Origin of the sequence: Paenibacillus beijingensis, assembly GCF_000961095.1 — a bacterium.
Taxonomy (GTDB): Bacteria; Bacillota; Bacilli; order Paenibacillales; family Paenibacillaceae; genus Paenibacillus_O; species Paenibacillus_O beijingensis.
This window is the reverse complement of the sequence record NZ_CP011058.1, coordinates 5,704,423-5,723,327: the sequence shown is the minus strand read 5'-3', so window position 1 is coordinate 5,723,327 and position 18,905 is coordinate 5,704,423. Positions and strand designations below refer to the sequence as shown.

Sequence of the window (18,905 nt, the reverse complement as noted above, 5' to 3'; positions counted from 1 at the left end):
AATGAACGGTTATGAAGATATAGATAATCACTTGAAGATTTTATATTACTATAAGCCCATATTAGACCAATTAAAGAAATATAGAAAGTATCCTACCGAAGAAAATAATTATTATGATCTAGCGGAAGTACTTACTGGAGTCGAAATTGTTGATAATCGAAATCGTGATAGGAAATTTTTAAGCAAAAGAGAATTATTATTAGGCCACGGCTATAGAAGGTACCCTTCTGTAACAAGATATTGTCCAAAATGTCTTGTAGAAAGTAAATATCACAGGCTTCATTGGTCAATGATTCCGGTAATAATATGCGAAAAACATAAATGTTTCTTGGAATATAAATGTTCATCTTGTAATCAACCAATCAACCTTAAAGCAACTGTAACGGGCAAATGTAGTCTATGTGAAACAACTCTAATATCAAGTCACATTTCTAACGTTAATAAAGAGTCATTAGAAAATAATGTCATCTTGACTGGTCACGATTATTTTAGTAGAAGAAGAGTATATTTACATTTCAACTACCACCAACTATTTAGACTTAAGAAGTGGTTAATGTTCTGTATTATTTCATGCCTTCAAAATCTCCAGGATAAAGAAGTAGTGAGCATTCAATACTCGAAAATCTCCAATGTGGTTTCTATTTTGGACTCAGATTTGGATCGTGTAAGAGATTTTTTAATTTTTACTGATTCGTTAATTGCAAATTGGCCTAGTAATTTAATGAATTATCTTGAAAAAGAATATCAAACAGGAAGAGAAGGGGAATTTTAAAAACATGTTCTTTTTTACTAAGCACAATGGGAAAATGCGTATTTTTAACTATCTACACCTTTCTTCCATATCACCCTTTGATAAAAATTTGTAATAAAAATTAACCAATTTTATAATGACAAGAGTAAGTTTAAGGTAGCTTTATAAAAAGGGTACATTTGAACCAGTTATTGTATTTAATTTTCATCTAAGCTGGCAAAAGTCGAATAATGTCGGATTTTAAAGAGACTAGCTGATTTTAAATGGCTTAAGATTGAATCAGAACATCTTGTACCTGTCAGGTCTAAAAGAAAAACCGGACCGAAACATGGCTTTTTTTCTTTTCTGCGCCAACTAATTGGGTGATCCGCCTGAAAAGGCCCTTCATAAGATACTTCGCAGCGACGGGGAAGTCTAGCGTTACCGGGCTTATAGACGACTTGAAATGATCAAGTGTTTTTTTTCTCGTTCCAGTCAGATTTACTTTAAAGGTGAAGGCAGAAAGGGTTAATAGAGATGCAGTATTCGTAAATCATAATATTAGGATATCACTTTCCTTTCCAGGTTTATATGTGGTAGAACTCGATCGCAGTCGTAAATCATTGGCAATTGTGAATCAGTTCAGAAGTGTCATTTCTCTCGTCAGAAAGTCACAAAGTAGACGATGGCAACCTTTACCTCTTTAGTTGCAAAAAGTTAGGAAATATAACCTAATTGACTAAAAAAGGAAAAAGGATTTATAATATGACTCGACCAGAGAATTTAACGTAATGAAAGCTAACCGTATATGACATAATAATTATCATTATGTTGTCATGATAATAACATGCTCACACTCCGCCCAATAGGTTCCTTTACGACATCCTTGAATCACAACATAGATTCATTGTGTCTGGAAAGGAGGTGAAAACTCATGATTAAATTGGCGAAAAAGCAAGATGCAAAGGTTTCCGAGAAAAAACCGGATTGCTGCACTGCTCTTGATGGCCGTACCAATCTGGTCGCGCACTCAAGTGTAATGGTTGCTGGATGCTAATGTTTTCATGAGTAATTAACCACAGCAAACGCCTCTGCGAGATTATTCGGATTAGGACTTCTCCTACGAGAAACCAACCTGGATAAACGACCAGAGGCTGTTTGCTACCTAAAAAATAGAGCGGAGGTTTTTGGTATGCATCTCGGACAAAACACCGTTCTTCTCCGGGTAAATCTGCCCAAGGATTTGCTGGGAGACGGATATTACGATGAGAGCGGGAAAGTGGCCGTAGCCTCCAACCCGGTAACCGGGGCTATGGATATTTTATCCGGCGAAGAAGCAGCGGCATTGGAGGCTATTCGCTCGGACGGTGATTGGGAAAACTACGATCCCTCGCTCATCCACAATCTTCATGAGCGAGGATATATTTTTGATCAGCATTCCGCTGAACAAATTGCATATAACCATGTCGTGGATCAATATAACGAAGGAATAAGAACAGCGCCGTTTCAGTTCATGTTTATTCCTTCTTTTTTGTGCAATTTGGCTTGTCCCTACTGTTTCGAAGGGGATTTGACCAAAGCAAGTCCGCGCATGACCAAAGAAATGATCGACAGCGCTTTTGATATGATTCCCACCCTGCAGGAGCTGCACGATAACGAAGGGCAGCCCTATATTACGCTATTTGGCGGAGAGCCGTTCCTGGATATTCCGGCGCAGCGGGAAGCCGTTGAATACATTATGAAAAATGCCTACGAGCGCAATTACCCCATAACTGCTGTGACGAACGGTGTGCAGCTGGACCGCTATATCCCCTTGCTGAAAAAATATGAGATCCGGGAAATCCAGGTCAGCTTGGACGGTCCGCCGGAAATTCATAATCAGCGAAGGATTTTCCGGGGAGGAAAGCCCACTTTTCACCTGATCGAAAAGAATATCGACGAGGCGATCGCTGCCGGCCTGCGCGTTCTGGTCCGGGTGCTGGTCGACAAACAAACGCTCGGCAGTTACCCTGCATTCGCGGAATATGCCTTGCAAAAAGGCTGGCTGGATCACCCCAGACTGTCGTTTTTCTACGGCTTTACGAAGCATGTCGGATTTCTGGATGTCGATCCCAATCATCCCGCAGAACACCGGCATGGGCACATCGACCGAGATTATACACTTGATTTACTTGACGACTTCTATCAAATGCTGCGGGAAAACCCGCTTGTGGACCGTATGCTGAAACCGGATCCGGTTCGGCTGCGTTCTCCTATCCTGGAAGGAGATATCGTTCGCCCGAATCTGCAGGGGTGCAGTGCAGGGACGAGCGTCTTGGCGTTTGATCCCAATGGCCGCATCTATGGCTGCCCGGAAACGGTAGGAAGGACGCATCATGCATTTGGAACCTATTTTCCGGATTTCAGTTACAACCGGCAGTATAGGGAGCCTTGGCGGACCCGGAATGTCGACAGCGTTCCCATGTGCCGGGACTGCAACGTGAAGCTCTTCTGCGGCGGGGGAGGCTGTCCAATCAAAGCATGGGCTTTCAACGGAGGCGACTTCAACAGTGCCTATTGTCCGAAGGTGGAATCGGTCAAGGCGCAATTGACGAAGGGCTTGGAATACATGATACCGCTCGCATTCAAGGACGATCCTTATACCACGGAAAAAAGGGAGGAAACGGAATGGGACGAAATGAAAAAAGTTGGAGCGTTCCTATGGAGGTCGTAAATGGAGGCGGCGGTGCAGCCGCGCCGGTCGATATGCTTGTCAAGCAGCGCTATGACCGCATGGCGGTTCAAGGCTCCAGTTCGCTTTGCTGCTCTCCTGAAGAATCCTACTCTCCCGAGGAATTGGCAAGCGTTCCGGCCATAGTACGCGAGCTCTCGAGCAGCTGCGGTTCTCCGCTGAAAGGCCAGGTTGTCGCAGCAAACCAATGCATACTGGATCTGGGTTCCGGTGCGGGACTCGATGCGCTGCTTTGTGCCAAAAGGTATCCCGACAGCAAGGTCATCGGGGTGGACGCTTCGCCGAATATGGTGAAAACGGCAAGATCAGCCGCCGCCGAAATGAACCTTGGCAATGTGGAATTCCGCGTTGGCGACATCCGCAGAGTGCCTTTGCGGGACCAATCCGTGGATATAGCGATCAGTAACTGCGTGATCAGCATGTTCGAGGACAAATCGAAAGTGCTGTCAGAGGCGTTCCGAGTGCTGAAGCCCGGCGGGATGCTCATGATCTCGGATACCTTGCTGGAGAACGCCGAACAATCCTTTTCCTATGCACAAGACGATTGGGAAAAATGCATTGTCGCCCTCTCGCCCCAGGAGTACGAAGCGCTTATCCTCTCATCGGGCTTTGCTCGTGTCGAATTCCGCGATATAAAGAAGGTCCTGTACCGGGATGGGCAGGAAGTCGTGTCGGTCAAAGTGGTCGCCATGAAGTCGGAAAATGTGGATGCCTCGTCCTGCTGTTGCTGATGATCTTGCCCAAAACAATCAGGAGGGATACTTATGAAAACGAATGTGGCCTTGATTGGCGGTTTTCTTGGTGCCGGGAAAACTTCCCTGATTTCCGAACTGGCCTTGGCTTTGGAGCGAAGCGGCGAGAAAGTGGTCGTCATTACCAATGATCAGGGCGATCATCTGATCGACAGCGAGATGATGGAGGCAAGCGGCATTGCAACGTCCGAAATTACAGGCGGCTGTTTTTGCTGCCGTTTCGAAGATCTGCATGACACCATGAAACAAGCGGTGGAGCAGTATCATCCGACCTGGATTCTGGCCGAGGCGGTCGGAAGCTGCACGGATTTGGTGGCGACCGTATACCGTCCCCTGCAAAGACTGAGCGGGAATCAATTCCGACTAAGCCCGGTTACGATTGTGGTCGATCCGGAGCGAGCCGACCTCGTACTGGAGGAGGGGCGCACGCCTTTCCCATGGGAGATCGGGTATTTGTTTTCGCAGCAAATTCAGGAAGCCGATATTATTCTGCTCAATAAATGCGAAATCGTGGAGGCTGCGGTAATGGATACGGTTCAAAACAAGATGCAGAGCCTGAATCCGACCGCCCGCATGCTGAAGACTTCCGCCATGACCCGTTCAGGCTTGGAAGGGTGGCTCGAAATGCTTCAAAAGACGGACGAGCCGTCGGGCCAAAGCCTGTTAAGCGAACTCGATTACGAGACATACGGCACGGCGGAAGCCAAACTCGCCTGGCTAAATTGCAAATTGAACCTATCCCGCGTGGCTTCGTTCGATTTGCAGTGGTTTATGACGGAGTACGCTTCGCTCCTCAGCTCGCGGTTTACCGAACATTCCTTTGAGGCCGCGCATGTGAAGCTGATGGGCTTCTCGGGCAACATGTTCGTCAAGGGAAGTTTAACGGCATCCGGCCGCGACTGGCAATGGACATCCTCCAATCTGCAGGAGGTGCTTGGCGCTACCGTCCTGGTCAATGCCAGGATCTGTGCTGACACGAAAGAACTCGCCGACATGGTCATCCAATGCGCCAAAGAAGTGTCGAACCAGCTGGCCTTGCGCTGCGAGCTCGTTGAATTGCAATCGTTCAATCCCAGTCCTCCGGTTCCGACCTATCGCGATAACTGACTCTCATCATTCATGAGGGGAATGGAGGGACAAACATGAGGTATGACGCGATAATTGTCGGGGCCCGCATTGCCGGGGCTTCGACCGCTATTCTCCTGGCCCAATACGGATACAAAGTGCTCTTGGTGGACCGGACGGAGGTGATGGGAAAACCGGCGATATCCAGTCATTTTTTCGGGGGGCCCGTTCTGCAGTTTTTTGACCAGAAATGTGGCATTTTAACCGAACTTCTGGCGACGGGCGCCCCTGAGCTGCGCCGTCTGCATATTGACATTGAAGGCTTTACGTACGGTGCTCCGCGAGTAGCCGCGCTAAAGGATTATCCGTATTCCTTGTGCATACGTCGAGAGGTGCTGGACACCATTCTGCTCAGGCGCGCCCTTGCAGAGCCCAATATTGAGTTTCGTCCGAACAGTGCCGTTCGTACACTGGTAAAGAGTGGGGACCGAATCGTCGGCGTAGCCGGAAAAGACTGGGAAGCGCATGCAGCGATTGTGATTGGAGCAGACGGCAGGCATTCTACGATCGCCCGATTAGCCGAGGCCGATTTTACATACATGGAACCAGCGCTTCGGTGCACCTTGCATGCCTACTGGGAAGATGTGCATGCGCTGCCGGACCCTGCTCTGGAAATTTGGTATTGGGACGATCTGATGTTGCAGGTCGGTCCATGCGAAGGCGGGGGTTGGGTGATTCTCGTTTCCGGGCCGCAAGAAAAATTTGAACAATGGAACATTCATTCCGAGAGGGCATACTCGGATATTTTATGGCAAATTCCATCCATGGCTTCAAGGCTTAAGCACGCGAGGCGCGTATCTTCGGTGATGTGTTTAGGAGATTTGAAGAATTATGCGAGAACGGCTGCAGGGCCGGGGTGGGCACTTGTCGGGGATGCATACAGTCATAAAGATCCGATGATGGGCGCGGGCATCTATGATGCCTGCCGCGGGGCAGAGTTTTTGGCAGATCAAATTCACTGCGTGTTATCAGGAGAAATGGACTGGCCGGATGCAATGGCTGTGTATCAACAAAAGGTCAGCGAATCGATTGCTGCACCGATTGAGCCTGCATTACGTGTCATAGAGTCATTCCAGCCAGTAAAACCAGATGAATATGCTTGGATTGCGGCTGTCTTCAGTAATCCTGCTTTCGCTTCTCAAATTTCACAAGGGCTTTCTGAATTATTTGGAGGTTTGCCGCTCGAGAAAAAGAAGTTTTGGCAAAGTGAAGCAGAACGTGTGGCGCAGGTTCTTCAGTTAAAACCTCCGGCAAAAGTCGTATCTTAGTGAGTTTCATCATTTTGATGTGTGCTAGGTTGCGTAAAACTGGAGGGGATACTTTTGAAACTGATTGAAGTCAAACAAATTACCTCTAAATTGAGCCTATCCCCGTTGAATTTGCCGTTCCGCCCCGTCATAACAGGAATTGGAATCGGTACCGTGCTCGCTGTCCTTAACATGTTTGTATTCTTTAAAACCGGCCTCGGGTTCGGCGGATCCGCTCTCGTGGCCATCGGTGCATTGGCAATTTTGAAACAAGTACATGCATTAAATTGGAGGAACGCATTTATTACTTTCTCCGTAGCATCAAGCGGATACTTTGCTACTGCAGCCCTTGACTCGGGATTGTTGGCTGTTTATCTGCGGACAGGTACCCTTCCGAAGTGGGGGACTGTTTTTTTATTATCGGAGGGATCAAATGTATTGGGTGTATTTCTCGGCTATATGATTTCATCTTTTTTCGTGCACAAATGGAAGTTACCGTATCCAACACTTAAACCCGCCATTTCCGTCCTCGAAAGTATAGAAAAGCCTGTGCCTAATTTGAAATATTTGTTATGGAGTACTGGGGGAAGCTTGACCTTTGTGATCATTAAAAATTTTATTCCTGATCTACTAATGCTTCGAATTCCCGGAACACCGTCTTTTATGAGCCTGGAGATATCACCTATGCTCTTTGGGCTTGGCATCCTCATCCGTCAGAAGGCTGCTTTATGGATGTTCGCAGGTGCCTTATATGGGGCGGTAGTGTGGCTTCTTCAAGACGGATCACCGGGTTCTACTTTCAGCATGCATATGACGGGATCATGGATTATGGGTGCGGGTGTGTTTATTATTGCCGGTACTTCAGCGGCAACCTTGGTCAAAAGCCGGAAAATGTTTGCTGGGTTCATCGGCAGATGTTTCGTTCTTATTCAAAGAAACCGAAAGCTGTGGGTGGTTGTAGGGGGAACTTTCGGTGTATTTCTCGTGATCTATGGAATAATAGCAGGATTAAACGGGATTCTCACGATTGCAGGTGTACTGATTGTTCTTGCCGTTTCCGCAATGTATTTTAATCAGTCAGGTGGTCAAATCGGTATCGCTCCGTTAAACCCGATATTGTTTCTTAGCATTCTGATTTTATTTTTTATGCATTTGCAACTGAATCTGATTATTTTGACCGCAGCCACTACTGCTTGCTTAGCCTGCTCCTCTTTGTATTTTTCATATTCCCTGAAAGTTGCAGAAGGACATGAGGAAATCCAAAAACGCGAGATTCTTTGGTCGCAGCTGATCGGCAGCTCAGCTGGGGCAATTGTTGCTGTGGTTTTCATCTTTCTTATTGCTTATCAAGGCCATCCAGGTACAGATAGAATGCCCGTACCTACCGCCGCCTCCATCAATTATTTTATGGAATCCATTCAAAACGGATTCGTTTATTCCGGAGAGATGAGCGGGATCATTTGGGGTAGCTTAGCGCTTGGTTTTCTACTGACGTTTACGCCGGCTGCTCCCGTTTCACTTGGCATAGGCATTCTGCTTAGTCCGGGTTCAGTTACGAGTATTGCTGTGGGCGGTTTGGTTTATTTTTTAATCAAAAAGTACAAAAGAGACTCCCCAGGAAAGTCGTTAGATGCACTAGATAAGATCGCCATGGGTTTTATTATCGGGGAGGGGCTGTCGGACCTGTTTGTCTTAATTCAGCAGGTTATGGTGTAGATTTCCGCAATTCTCTATACAATTTGGGAAAGGGGAATCGGAAATGATTAAAAAAGACAAGGAACTATCGGTTCAGTCGTTACAGCCTTTTAGTTTTCCTGAACTGGCCTACGAGGTCAAGCAACCGGTCCGATCGACGGTTTCCGTATCCATCCTGTCCAAAAAGCTGATTGCCGAGTTTATCGGCACTTATTTTTTGGTCTTTGCCGGCACGGGAGCAGTCGTTATTGATACGATGACGCACAGCTTAACTCATGTTGGCGTTGCCGCCACGTTCGGTCTTGTCGTCATGGCCCTGATTTATACCTTTGGCCATGTATCCGGAGCCCACTTTAACCCAGCGGTTACACTAGCGTTCTTTTTCCTCAAGCGAATGAAAGGGAAAGAGACGGTCTATTTTATCGTGACCCAGTTCTGCGGCGCTTGTACTTCAAGCTTGACGCTATACATGATGTTCGGGAACGTGGGGAACCTGGGCGCAACGCTCCCGTACGGGACTTGGCAGCAGAGTGCGGTGCTCGAGTTTATTCTTACTTTCGTTTTGATGATGGTGATTTTGGCTTCCGCTGTACATGAGAAAGCCTTAAAGTCATTTGCCGGCATTGCTATTGGGGCAACGGTTGGACTTGAAGCAATGTTTGGAGGTCCGATAAGCGGAGCTTCCATGAATCCGGCGCGGTCTTTCAGCCCAGCACTCGTATCCGGACATCTCGAATACATTGGGATCTATTTATTGAGTATTTTTCTCGGGGCTTTAACCGCGGCAGCAGTCTATAGGCTTCTGCATGAGTGATAGTGAAGATCAAGCGGGCCTTTTGTAAAAACCGGAAAGATGAAAGGAAGGGATGAGTCTTGAAGATGGAACAGGTAAACCATGTGGTATTGGAACCATCACAGGAGACGCTTGCTCCCGGTCAAAAGTTACTCGTTAATCCTTTATCCGGTTTAGTCATTACGGCAGTAATCACGTTGATCTTGTACGTCGTGGGCAGCTTGCATGGTCTCTCGGCAACTTCCGTCATCTGCTTGGCGCTGAGTGCCTGGCTCGCTTTTGAAAATGGTGGCAATGACGTCTCCAAAGGGATTGCCCCGCTCGTTTCATCCAAAATCGCCGGCGAAAAAACGGCCTTAGTGTTCGGTACGGTAATTACCTTCATCGGATCATGGGCATCGCTAACAATAGCTAAGAAGGTGATGAGTTTATTCACCTCGGGTATTATTTCTCCCGATTATCAAATCTCGGTCGGGATGGTTTTGGCGATTGCAGGCGGGGCGGCGGCCTGGGTATGCATTGCTACCCGGTTTTCCATGCCGGTTTCCACCACACATGCGCTGATCGGGGCGATTGTCGCCGTCGGGGTGTTTGAATTCGGTGTTTCCGGGGTACTGTGGAGCAATATAGGAATGAAAGTGGTCGGTCCGCTTCTTTTTAGCCCTGTAGTGGGGCTGATCGCTACTTTTGTTATTGTTTCGATAATCCGATTCATTAAAATTCCAGATGGGTTCAGCAGAATAAGCACTTGGTTTACATGCGGGGGGATCTGCTTTGTAAGATCGGTAAACGACACGCCTAAAATCGTCGCCATTGCATCATTAGCCACACTGAGTATGGGCGAAAAGCATTCCTATGGAAGTATCAATGCCACTTTTCTGTTAATCCTCACTTCAATGGCATTAGGAAGCATCCTGAAAGGACTGCCTGTTACCAAGCTGCTCGCGAAGAAGGTGACGAAAATTAATAACAACGGCAGTCTGGCCTCCTCTCTAACCTCGGTTATCCTAATTGCAAATGCAAGCGGCTGGGGATTGCCGGTATCGACCACGCATGTATCAACGGGTTCCATTCTCGGAGCCGGTATCCAGCAGGATCGGAAAGGTGTAAATTGGAAGGTTGTGCGGGATATTGGCTTGTCTTGGGTGATCACTCTTCCAAGTGCAGGAATAATAGGGATCGTTATTATCTACCTGTACAACATGATTTACTAAAGTAACCTTGTTGAGAGTGTCACGAACATCTGACTTTGAGGAGAGAGTACTAATTCCGTTTTCATTAAATCTGATTTATCATTTAATATTATGGTACAGGAGGGTTCCTTGATCAAAAAGGGAGCCCTTTCGCATTTATTAAACCCTCATATTTTGGGCCGGGAACAGGTATCTTATCAGCTTGGGTATTTACAAACAATTAATACATAATTGATTGATTATATAATTGTTTTATTATATATTTATTTCATGATTTAATGTATGTCAGGTTTCGGCACCAATAACAGCGAAAAGGAGAGATGTCAGCTGCAAGAAATCCATGAAATGGCGGAGCAATTTAAACTGCTTGGGGATAAGACGCGTCTTACCATGCTTGCATTGTTAAAAGAACGCGCACTGTGCGTGTATGAGATTGTTGAATTGTTAGATACGTCGCAGCCCAATGCAAGTCAGCATCTGCGTAAATTAAAAGACGCCGGTCTTGTCATTGAAACACGTAAAGGGCAGTGGATCTATTACTCCCTGAATGTTGAGAACAAGCCTTATATTCACGCGGTTTTAAGCCATATACCGTCTTTAAAAGAAAAAACCGATCAAATGAATAACAACTGCTGCGAATAAATTGGAGGCTCAAATGGCAATCATCGCTTTTCTTATCTTTTTGGTCACATTAACGTTTGTGATTTGGCAGCCGAAAGGGCTGAATATTGGCTGGTCCGCTGCTGGCGGGGCTGTAATCGCCTTATGTTTTGGCGTCGTACACTTTGCCGATGTCGGTGTTGTTACCGGCATTGTATGGAATGCAACGCTGGCATTTGTTGCAATCATTTTGATTTCGCTTATCCTCGATGAAATTGGCTTTTTCGAATGGGCTGCGCTTCATATGGCACGACTCGCAAGAGGCAACGGCAAGCTCATGTTTGTCTACGTCGTTCTGCTTGGGGCAGCGGTAGCTGCATTGTTCGCTAATGACGGTGCGGCATTAATTTTAACTCCTATCGTGCTCGCTATGGTACGAGCGCTTAAATTTGATCAGAAGATGGTTTTGCCATTTATTATGGCAAGTGGATTTATCGCAGATACGACATCGCTACCACTTGTGGTCAGCAATTTGGTGAACATCGTCTCTGCCGATTATTTTGGAATCGGATTCGTGCAATACGCTAGCCGTATGATTATTCCGAATCTGTTTTCGCTTCTGGCAAGTTTGCTTGTTTTATTCTTGTTCTTTCGGAAAAAGATTCCCGGTCGCTACGATCTAAAGCAGCTTAAACAGCCGCATGATGCGATCAAGGATAAAGGGCTATTCCGGCTTTCCTGGGTCATTCTCGCCGTCTTGCTTGTGGCGTATTTTGGCAGCCAATTTATTCATGTCCCCGTATCGGTAATCGCTGGCATCGTCGCGATCCTGTTTATTTTGGCAGCACGGCGCAGCCCTGCCATAGAAACAAGACGCGTCATTAAAGAAGCACCGTGGGCAGTCGTTATTTTTTCAATCGGGATGTACGTCGTTGTTTATGGCCTTCGAAACGCAGGACTCACTGATGCGCTAGGGAGCGTCATTCAAGCCGTTGCAGATCAAGGCTTGTTCGCTGCTACAATCGGGATGGGCTTTATCGCTGCAATCCTTTCGTCGATTATGAATAACATGCCGACCGTCATGATCGATGCACTCGCGATCAAAGGGACTGCTACAGAAGGCTTTGTCCGGGAAGCGCTTGTGTACGCAAATGTGATCGGGAGCGATTTGGGGCCAAAAATTACGCCAATCGGCTCTCTTGCAACACTATTATGGCTTCATGTATTGTCCCGTAAAGACGTGAAAATCACATGGGGCAACTATTTTAAAACCGGCATTCTGCTCACCGTTCCAACATTGTTTATTACTCTTGTAGGCTTATATATATGGCTTTACGTAATAAGTACTACTAGCATCAGTATTTGGCTATTGATTGCGGCCATTGCAGTTGTGGTGCTTATCGTAGTAATGATCATTAAAACAGTGCTTGCAAATAAACAAACAAGTGAAAGCTCTCAAGGTGGTTTAGCGATTAAACAAATAAATGATAAGGGAGATCATCAATCATGACCAACAAGCCGCTTATTTACTTTCTGTGCACTGGAAACTCCTGCAGAAGCCAAATTGCCGACGGATTTTTAAAAGCTCTCGGAAGCGATAAATATGAAGTGAAGAGTGCCGGACTTGAGGCGCATGGATTAAACCCGCGTGCCGTCCAAGTAATGAATGAAGCCGGAGTTGATATCAGCACGCACACTTCCGATGTGATTGACCCGGAAATTTTAAACCGTGCTGATTATGTGATTACGCTTTGCGGCCACGCTGACGAGCATTGTCCGGTTATCTCCAATCCCAACGTTGTGAAATGGCACTGGGGCTTCGACGATCCGGCGAAAGCGACAGGAACGGGAGAGGAAGTCATGGATAAGTTCCGCGAAGTACGTGATTCGATAAAGAATCGGATCGAGCAATTTTTGAAAGAAGGTAAATAATTTGATTAAAAGGATGCACGTGGCTGTAAACTGCACGGACCTTCAACAATCACTCGATTTTTACCGCGCGTTCTTCGGGACCGAACCGATAAAAGTGAAAGACAACTACGCAAAGTTTGAGCTGAACGATCCAGCCCTTCATTTTTCATTAAATGTCCGACCCTTTGAGAAAAAAGGCGTGCTCAACCATCTCGGGTTCCAGGTTAACGATACTGAAGAAGTGCTTGCGATGGGAGAGCGGCTGCGCCAGTCCGGTCTGCTTCTCATTGAAGAGATGAATACGACATGCTGCTATGCGGTACAAGATAAAGTGTGGGTTTACGACCCGGACGGGAATGCCTGGGAGATTTTTTACACGAAAGAGGATTCGGAATTTGAGTCTGCCGGTGAAGTGCGCGATATGTCGCTTTGCTGCGCTCCACCTTCCGGGCCGGTGGCGATTGAGTTTGGTTCATTCAAAAAAGGAGCGTTCAAATGAATTCAGAAAAGAATTATCAGGCTCTTATTGAAGATAAAATCTTTCTTGGCGGAGCTGCAGATGTAGAGGCAATGGTAAAAAATGAAGGCGTGGAGGTTGTGGTTGACCTTCGAGGAGAAGCAACTGGGTGTGCTTATCCGGATGCAGACGTGGAGTGGATTCAAATTCCTCTCGGAGACAATGCAACCGAAAGCCAAGAAAGGCTCTTCAAGAAAGCCATCGATGAAGTCGTTAGTGCTTATAACAGCGGCAAGAAAGTCGCGTTTCACTGCGGCGGTGGAAAGGGTAGGACAGGTACTGTCGCCACCGGAACACTTATTGAGCTTGGCGAGGCAAAAACAATTGAGGAAGCAGAGGCTAAAGCCAAGAGCATCCGTCAGGTAATTGATCTTAAGCCCGCACAAAGGGAATCGCTTCTTAAACTATATCCGATGTAATTTTCTAACTTCCGCCGAATATGTAATATCCGGTGAAGATGATCGAGTAAGTAATGGTATGAGGGAAGGTTGATCTTCATAGTGATGAGGATCAACCTTTCCTTTTTAGTATCCTTCGGTCAGAAGAACTAAAAGTAGTACAATTTCTTGTCGCATGGACAACTTTCGTGTAATGATCTCAAAATTTAATAGTTGCATTTATCAAATATACATCATATAATGAGCTCAGGTGATGGAAAAATGAAACAATTACTGCAATATGCGAATGTAAGGGAAGTACTGCAGCTTCTCGTGCGAAGATTTGGTCTGCTTCAGAAAGACGGTGCCCAATGCTGCGGTATCTCTGTACTTCAAAGCCACGTGATCTACGAGCTGAGCAAAGGCGCCAAGGTGTCGCTCAACGATTTGGCCCAAATTTTGTCTGTCGATACAAGCACGCTCAGCCGTCAGGTGCAGCAGCTTGTGGAGCATGAGATGGTCAGCCGGATGCCCGATCCGAAAGATCGCCGTTACGTCGTCTTATCCCTCACAACTAAAGGAGAGGAGCAGGCTTCGTCGATTGCCGCGACAATGGAAGAATACGTCCAAGAGTTATTTCAAAATATTCCAAGCGACAAACAGGCTCAAGTATTGGAGAGTTTGCAGCTCCTCAGCATCGCCATGAGTCGAAGCTCCAACTGCTGTACACCTCCTCTATAGGAGAAAATTAGTTAACCAGCCTCTATACGCGACCGATTATCATGATTGGCCCGGATAGAGGTTATCTTCCCCTTGATAATCTCATTTATCAATTATTGATTCTTACGGGGTATTATATATAAGGAGTGGACTAGGTGATGGATTCAAATTTGAATTGGTACAGTGCCGAAATATTGATGAAGCAACAGCAACAGGAGATTAAGAAAACGGCCCGCGAAGTCTCATTTTTCAACTATTAAACATTGAGAGGATCGATGAGCGATGAAAATGCATGTTGCGATCAATGTAAGAAATCTTGAGCCGTCTATTCAGTTTTACAAAAAGCTGTTCGATGCCGAGCCGACGAAGGTGAAAGATAATTACGCGAAATTCGAACTGACTAACCCGGGTTTGCATTTTTCGCTCAATGTCCGTCCGTACGAATCCAAAGGGGTCTTGAACCATTTCGGCTTCCAAGTCGGGAGCAAAGAAGAAGTGCTGTCGGCCAGACAGCGCCTTCAGGAGGCGGGCCTCCTGCCGCTGGATGAGATGAATACAACGTGCTGTTACGCGGTGCAGGATAAAATTTGGGTGACCGATCCCGAGGGAAATCCATGGGAAGTCTTTTTCACGAAGGCCGATTCCGAATTCGAGTCCGCTGACGCTCCTAAGGTAGAAGCCGTGTGCTGTACGACGTCATCGGAGGAGAACTCTGTAGACAAGATTGCGCAGCAACCGCTCGCCACTACATGCTGTACACCGTCTGCGGCACAGGAGTTAACCGAAAAAGTTCCGGCAGCAACAGGAGGAAACGGGTGCGGATGTTGATGAAGGGCGATCAACTAGCAACAGGATCAAATGATGAGTTTCCCGTATACATTCGCGGCTGTGCCTATGATGGAGTCGGTGATATATCAGTCTACGTTCACCGGAATTACCGGGGGTGCGGCATCGGCCGGAAACTTCTGCTGCATGCGGAGGATCTTGCGAAGGAGAATGGCTTTTATAAGCTTGTCCTGTTTACGTTTCCTTTCAATACTTTGGGGCAGAGGCTTTACAGAAGGGCGGCCTACCGAGAAGTCGGAACGCTTCAAAACCAGGGAATCTTAGACGGGAAGTTTGTGGACATTATGATGATGGAGAAGGTTTTCCATTAAGCTTCCGACTTGCGGACGTTCACATTACGATATGTCCGGCAAGTACTAATATAAAACTGGCCCCCTCTGGGTCAGTTTTCAAACTTTTCGATCAATCTCCAAACTAAACAAATTATTTAGAACACATTGATCTAACAAACAGCAGGAAATCCCAGGAAAATAACGAAATAGTTAGTCATAATCCTATACTGCTGCGGGGTATATAATCGATGAACATCCTAATAAAAAAGGCAAAATTAGAGGATGCCGAAGCGATAACGGAGATTTATAATCAGGGCATTGACGAACGGGCGTCCACATTTGAAACGAAACAGAAGATAGTTGAAGAAATAACCGATGGGATTAAGGGCCAAGGCGAACGCTTTCCGATCCTAACGGCACATAGCGAACATAATCATCTTATCGGTTGGGCCTCAATCTCGTCGTACAGCCCGCGCGATGTCTACAAAGGAGTAGGAGTATTTTCCATTTATATACGTCGCGGCTATCGAGGAAAAGGGATTGGAAAAAAACTGCTTCAAGCATTAACGGAAGAAGCGGAGCGCATTGGGTACTGGAAGTTGACTTCACGGATATTAGAGTTCAACGCGGCCAGCCGAAGTTTATGCATCTCTTGCGGATATCGGGAAGTCGGCATTTATGAAAAACACAGCAAGCTCGAGGGAAAATGGATTGATTGCGTCGTCGTGGAGAAGATCATTCAAAAAAATATCAATTAAAGATCACAAGGGCATCCGGTTTGGATGCCCTTGTTCTTCTTTGTGAGAGAAGATTTGTTAAAGTCTTATTTTCAGAAGAAGAACCTAAAACTTATTTGGGCGATATGGGTCAGCGAGAACTTTCTATAAAAACAATTTAGAAAGTACTCAAACAGATCATCCAACCCAGAGCATCGAAATAAAGTTTATAGTATTGTAAAAAAGATGTTTTAGAACCTTATGGAAGTTTCTCATTGATCACATTGTGCATTTAGTCACGTAACCTGACGGATAAATCCCAGAAAACTTCTTTCTTGCAATGGGAAGCATATAAAGATGATTGACGTTTATGAATTCGATTCAGCCAACAATGAAGCTGAAGAGAACATCAGGTTGTCAGGGTCGTAAGAGTTCATATTAGCCTTGAGAACCGGTGGCTTTTCTTCAACGCTCTTGAACTGGGACTAGCCACGCTGCAAGCGATGGAGTGAATTCGTTCAACTGAATCATGATAAGCTTCCATGTACCTTTTCTGAGGATTAATTGATGAATAATTATTCAATCAATGGATTTCGTTTATTCTAAGGAATTCTGCAACATATATCTGATTTCGCGGTTTGACTCTTTCAGTTCTATCGAATTCTGGAACAACAAGAGCGGAGCCGCATGGGTTAGAGTGCTCTGATTTCTAATTAATAATGGAATATCACATGTTGCGTAAAATTCCAGAATTAATTAGAATTGTTTCAGAATTCGTTAGACGAATTGTTGCAAAATTCGTTGGAATTTCGATTAAATAGATAATTATAAATAAATTTGTATCAAGCTTATTAAGGCAGGCAATTTTAACATTGCCTGCCTTCCTATGATTGTTGGAAAAGATCGGATTCGAGCGGCAACATAGCTCAATATAGCAGTCGCATTCTAAAGACTTATTGTTCCCATACAGCAATGCGGATTTTTAGTAATCCCACAATCGAATATAAACAAGTAAGAGAATACGTAGATCATTACGTGTCAAGGCTTACGATCTGAAGCCTTACACCTCATTACCTTGCAAAACTCGCTCATTATTCCTAGCACTATTAGTTTCGGCGGAATTTCTCCCGTGTTTATACTTATACCGGCCTTGTATCAAGAATCGATTAATGATTGTTTTCGAGCAGGTTGGTGTGCTGGAAGAAGGTAGAAAAGCGTCGCAACAAGGGCTGATGTAATAAATACTGCTGATCCCAATATGGAATCCGATATTGCATGAGCGAATTGCAGCTTTGAAGGTTGACCCGTCGTACGGATAGCTGCATCAAATACGGTTATGAGAACAGCCAGACCCAACGAGGAGCCGCTTTGATGCGCGACATTAATAAGACCCGAAGCGGCACCGGTATCGCGAGAATCCACATCCGAGAGCCCCAAAGAGGTGAACGGTTGGAGAGCCATCCCGGTGCCAATGCCCATGATGGCCAATAGGATGAACATTTGCGGGAAGAATTGAACGTGTATGGAGACGATTTGGCTCATCCAGGCTGTACCGATGATTGCCAATAGCAAACCGGCAATAAGGACTTTTATATTTCCAAATCGGTGCACCAACCGCGGCATCAGATACAACATCCCGAACATGGCGCCATTAAATGGCAGGAAAGCAAGACCGGCTTCAAAAGAGCTGAAATCCAAGACGTTCTGCAAAAATTGAGGGATAAAGAAAAAGAGCGAAAAATTCCCGCACAACAATAGGAACCTTCCGAGATAAGCCCCGGTCCGCTGACGGCTCGCAAACAACCGGAGTGGAATGATCGGCTCTTTCGTTCGAGCTTCAATCAACACGAATACCGCTAACAAAACAATCCCGGCTGCAAGCGAAATCAATGTTTCGGGTTTCCCCCAACCTTGATCCGCAGCTTGAATAAAGCCGTATACCAACGCGGTCATGCCGATGACGGACGTCACCGCGCCCCAGAGATCAAAACGTCCGGTTCTCGTATCTGTTTTCTGTATAAACCTCTGTACCAAATACAGCAAAGCAATCCCAATGGGTACATTGATAAACATCCCGACGCGCCAAGAAATAAAATCGGTGAAGAATCCGCCAAGAATGAGACCGATACTGCCGCCTCCAGCCGAAACCGCGCTGTACACCGCGATCGCTCTGGAACGTTCCTTGGCCTCTACAAAGCTCGCTGACAGTAATGCTAGCGCAGCAGGTGTTGTCAATGCAGCCGCAAAGCCTTGGAATGCACGGGAAACAAGCAAAAATTCGGCTGTCGGCGCCAAACCGGCCAGCATAGAGGCAAGCGAGAATAGTCCAATGCCTACACTAAGCATTCTTCTGCGCCCCAAAAGATCCCCTGCCCGGGCACCAAGTAGCAAGAAACCGCCAAACGGCAAAATGTAGCCATTATGGACCCAGGTCAAGCTGGTTGCCGTCATATGCAGCGAATGACCGATTTGAGGGACTGCCGTTACCATAATGGAGGCGTCAAGCACAACGATAAGTTGACATGCGATGATAATGGTTAAAATGATCCATTTTGACTGATGCATAAACATGTTCCTTTCCTTTTTAGAAAATAGTGTTCTGAAGAATATTATGGATGGAATCGGCGGAAGGAAGTAGACCATTCCTGCTTTATATTTGCCTAAAGCTGCAAGCTTCTGT

17 protein-coding genes and 2 pseudogenes are annotated in these 18,905 nt (G+C 46.1%); 18 read left to right on the top strand and 1 reads right to left on the bottom strand.

Features of this window, described 5'->3' with window-relative positions:
- The first annotated feature begins 1 nt into the window (after position 1).
- The 18 genes and pseudogenes from VN24_RS27200 (at position 2) to VN24_RS25875 (ending at position 16,267) form a co-directional block, all read left to right on the top strand.
- Positions 2–772 carry a TniQ family protein gene (locus VN24_RS27200; RefSeq protein WP_082084144.1) on the top strand — a complete coding sequence of 257 codons (771 nt, stop codon included), beginning with the start codon at positions 2–4 and terminating at the stop codon, positions 770–772.
- Positions 773–1,664: 892 nt separating this feature from the next.
- Positions 1,665–1,787: a hypothetical protein gene (locus VN24_RS28510; RefSeq protein ID WP_274520402.1), complete on the top strand. Its 123-nt coding sequence runs from the start codon at positions 1,665–1,667 to the stop codon at positions 1,785–1,787.
- 135 nt (positions 1,788–1,922) lie between these two features.
- Positions 1,923–3,443 carry a radical SAM/SPASM domain-containing protein gene (locus VN24_RS25950; protein WP_045672795.1) on the top strand — a complete coding sequence of 507 codons (1,521 nt, stop codon included), beginning with the start codon at positions 1,923–1,925 and terminating at the stop codon, positions 3,441–3,443.
- The gene (locus VN24_RS25945) at positions 3,431–4,192 is read left to right on the top strand and encodes a methyltransferase domain-containing protein (RefSeq protein ID WP_045672794.1); all 762 of its coding nucleotides are present in this window, start codon (positions 3,431–3,433) and stop codon (positions 4,190–4,192) included. The genes VN24_RS25950 and VN24_RS25945 overlap by 13 nt, the downstream gene beginning before the upstream one ends.
- Positions 4,193–4,225: 33 nt before the next feature.
- The gene (locus VN24_RS25940) at positions 4,226–5,320 is read left to right on the top strand and encodes a GTP-binding protein (RefSeq protein ID WP_045672793.1); all 1,095 of its coding nucleotides are present in this window, start codon (positions 4,226–4,228) and stop codon (positions 5,318–5,320) included.
- Between the two features lie 35 nt (positions 5,321–5,355).
- On the top strand, positions 5,356–6,606 hold the full coding sequence (locus VN24_RS25935; RefSeq protein WP_045672792.1) for an NAD(P)/FAD-dependent oxidoreductase: 1,251 nt from the start codon (positions 5,356–5,358) through the stop codon (positions 6,604–6,606).
- Positions 6,607–6,660: 54 nt separating this feature from the next.
- Positions 6,661–8,301, top strand: coding sequence for an OPT/YSL family transporter (locus tag VN24_RS25930; protein WP_045672791.1), 1,641 nt, complete (start codon positions 6,661–6,663; stop codon positions 8,299–8,301).
- A 43-nt stretch (positions 8,302–8,344) separates the two neighbouring features.
- Positions 8,345–9,094: an MIP/aquaporin family protein gene (locus VN24_RS25925; protein ID WP_193790089.1), complete on the top strand. Its 750-nt coding sequence runs from the start codon at positions 8,345–8,347 to the stop codon at positions 9,092–9,094.
- Between the two features lie 65 nt (positions 9,095–9,159).
- The gene (locus tag VN24_RS25920; protein WP_045673721.1) at positions 9,160–10,287 is read left to right on the top strand and encodes an inorganic phosphate transporter; all 1,128 of its coding nucleotides are present in this window, start codon (positions 9,160–9,162) and stop codon (positions 10,285–10,287) included.
- A gap of 306 nt (positions 10,288–10,593) precedes the next feature.
- Positions 10,594–10,908: an ArsR/SmtB family transcription factor gene (locus VN24_RS25915; protein WP_045673720.1), complete on the top strand. Its 315-nt coding sequence runs from the start codon at positions 10,594–10,596 to the stop codon at positions 10,906–10,908.
- A gap of 13 nt (positions 10,909–10,921) precedes the next feature.
- Positions 10,922–12,376, top strand: coding sequence for an arsenic transporter (locus VN24_RS25910; protein WP_082084142.1), 1,455 nt, complete (start codon positions 10,922–10,924; stop codon positions 12,374–12,376).
- Positions 12,373–12,798, top strand: coding sequence for an arsenate reductase (thioredoxin) (gene arsC, locus VN24_RS25905; RefSeq protein ID WP_045672790.1), 426 nt, complete (start codon positions 12,373–12,375; stop codon positions 12,796–12,798). The genes VN24_RS25910 and arsC overlap by 4 nt, the downstream gene beginning before the upstream one ends.
- Before the next feature lies 1 nt (position 12,799).
- On the top strand, positions 12,800–13,276 hold the full coding sequence (locus VN24_RS25900; protein WP_045672789.1) for an ArsI/CadI family heavy metal resistance metalloenzyme: 477 nt from the start codon (positions 12,800–12,802) through the stop codon (positions 13,274–13,276).
- The gene (locus VN24_RS25895) at positions 13,273–13,713 is read left to right on the top strand and encodes a protein-tyrosine phosphatase family protein (protein ID WP_045672788.1); all 441 of its coding nucleotides are present in this window, start codon (positions 13,273–13,275) and stop codon (positions 13,711–13,713) included. Before VN24_RS25900 ends, VN24_RS25895 begins: the two co-directional genes overlap by 4 nt.
- A gap of 240 nt (positions 13,714–13,953) precedes the next feature.
- A complete protein-coding gene (locus tag VN24_RS25890; RefSeq protein ID WP_045672787.1) occupies positions 13,954–14,412 on the top strand; it encodes a MarR family winged helix-turn-helix transcriptional regulator in 459 nt (152 codons plus the stop codon).
- Between the two features lie 261 nt (positions 14,413–14,673).
- Positions 14,674–15,147, top strand: a pseudogene (locus tag VN24_RS25885) (ArsI/CadI family heavy metal resistance metalloenzyme); the annotation flags it as partial.
- 119 nt (positions 15,148–15,266) lie between these two features.
- Positions 15,267–15,548: pseudogene (locus tag VN24_RS25880) on the top strand (N-acetyltransferase family protein); the annotation flags it as partial.
- Between the two features lie 209 nt (positions 15,549–15,757).
- Positions 15,758–16,267, top strand: a complete 510-nt coding sequence (locus VN24_RS25875; protein ID WP_045672786.1) for an arsinothricin resistance N-acetyltransferase ArsN1 family A — start codon at positions 15,758–15,760, stop codon at positions 16,265–16,267.
- 1,113 nt (positions 16,268–17,380) lie between these two features.
- Here VN24_RS25875 and VN24_RS25870 read toward each other — a convergent pair.
- Positions 17,381–18,796, bottom strand: a complete 1,416-nt coding sequence (locus tag VN24_RS25870) for an MFS transporter (RefSeq protein WP_238590780.1) — start codon at positions 18,794–18,796, stop codon at positions 17,381–17,383.
- Positions 18,797–18,905: the final 109 nt, after the last annotated feature.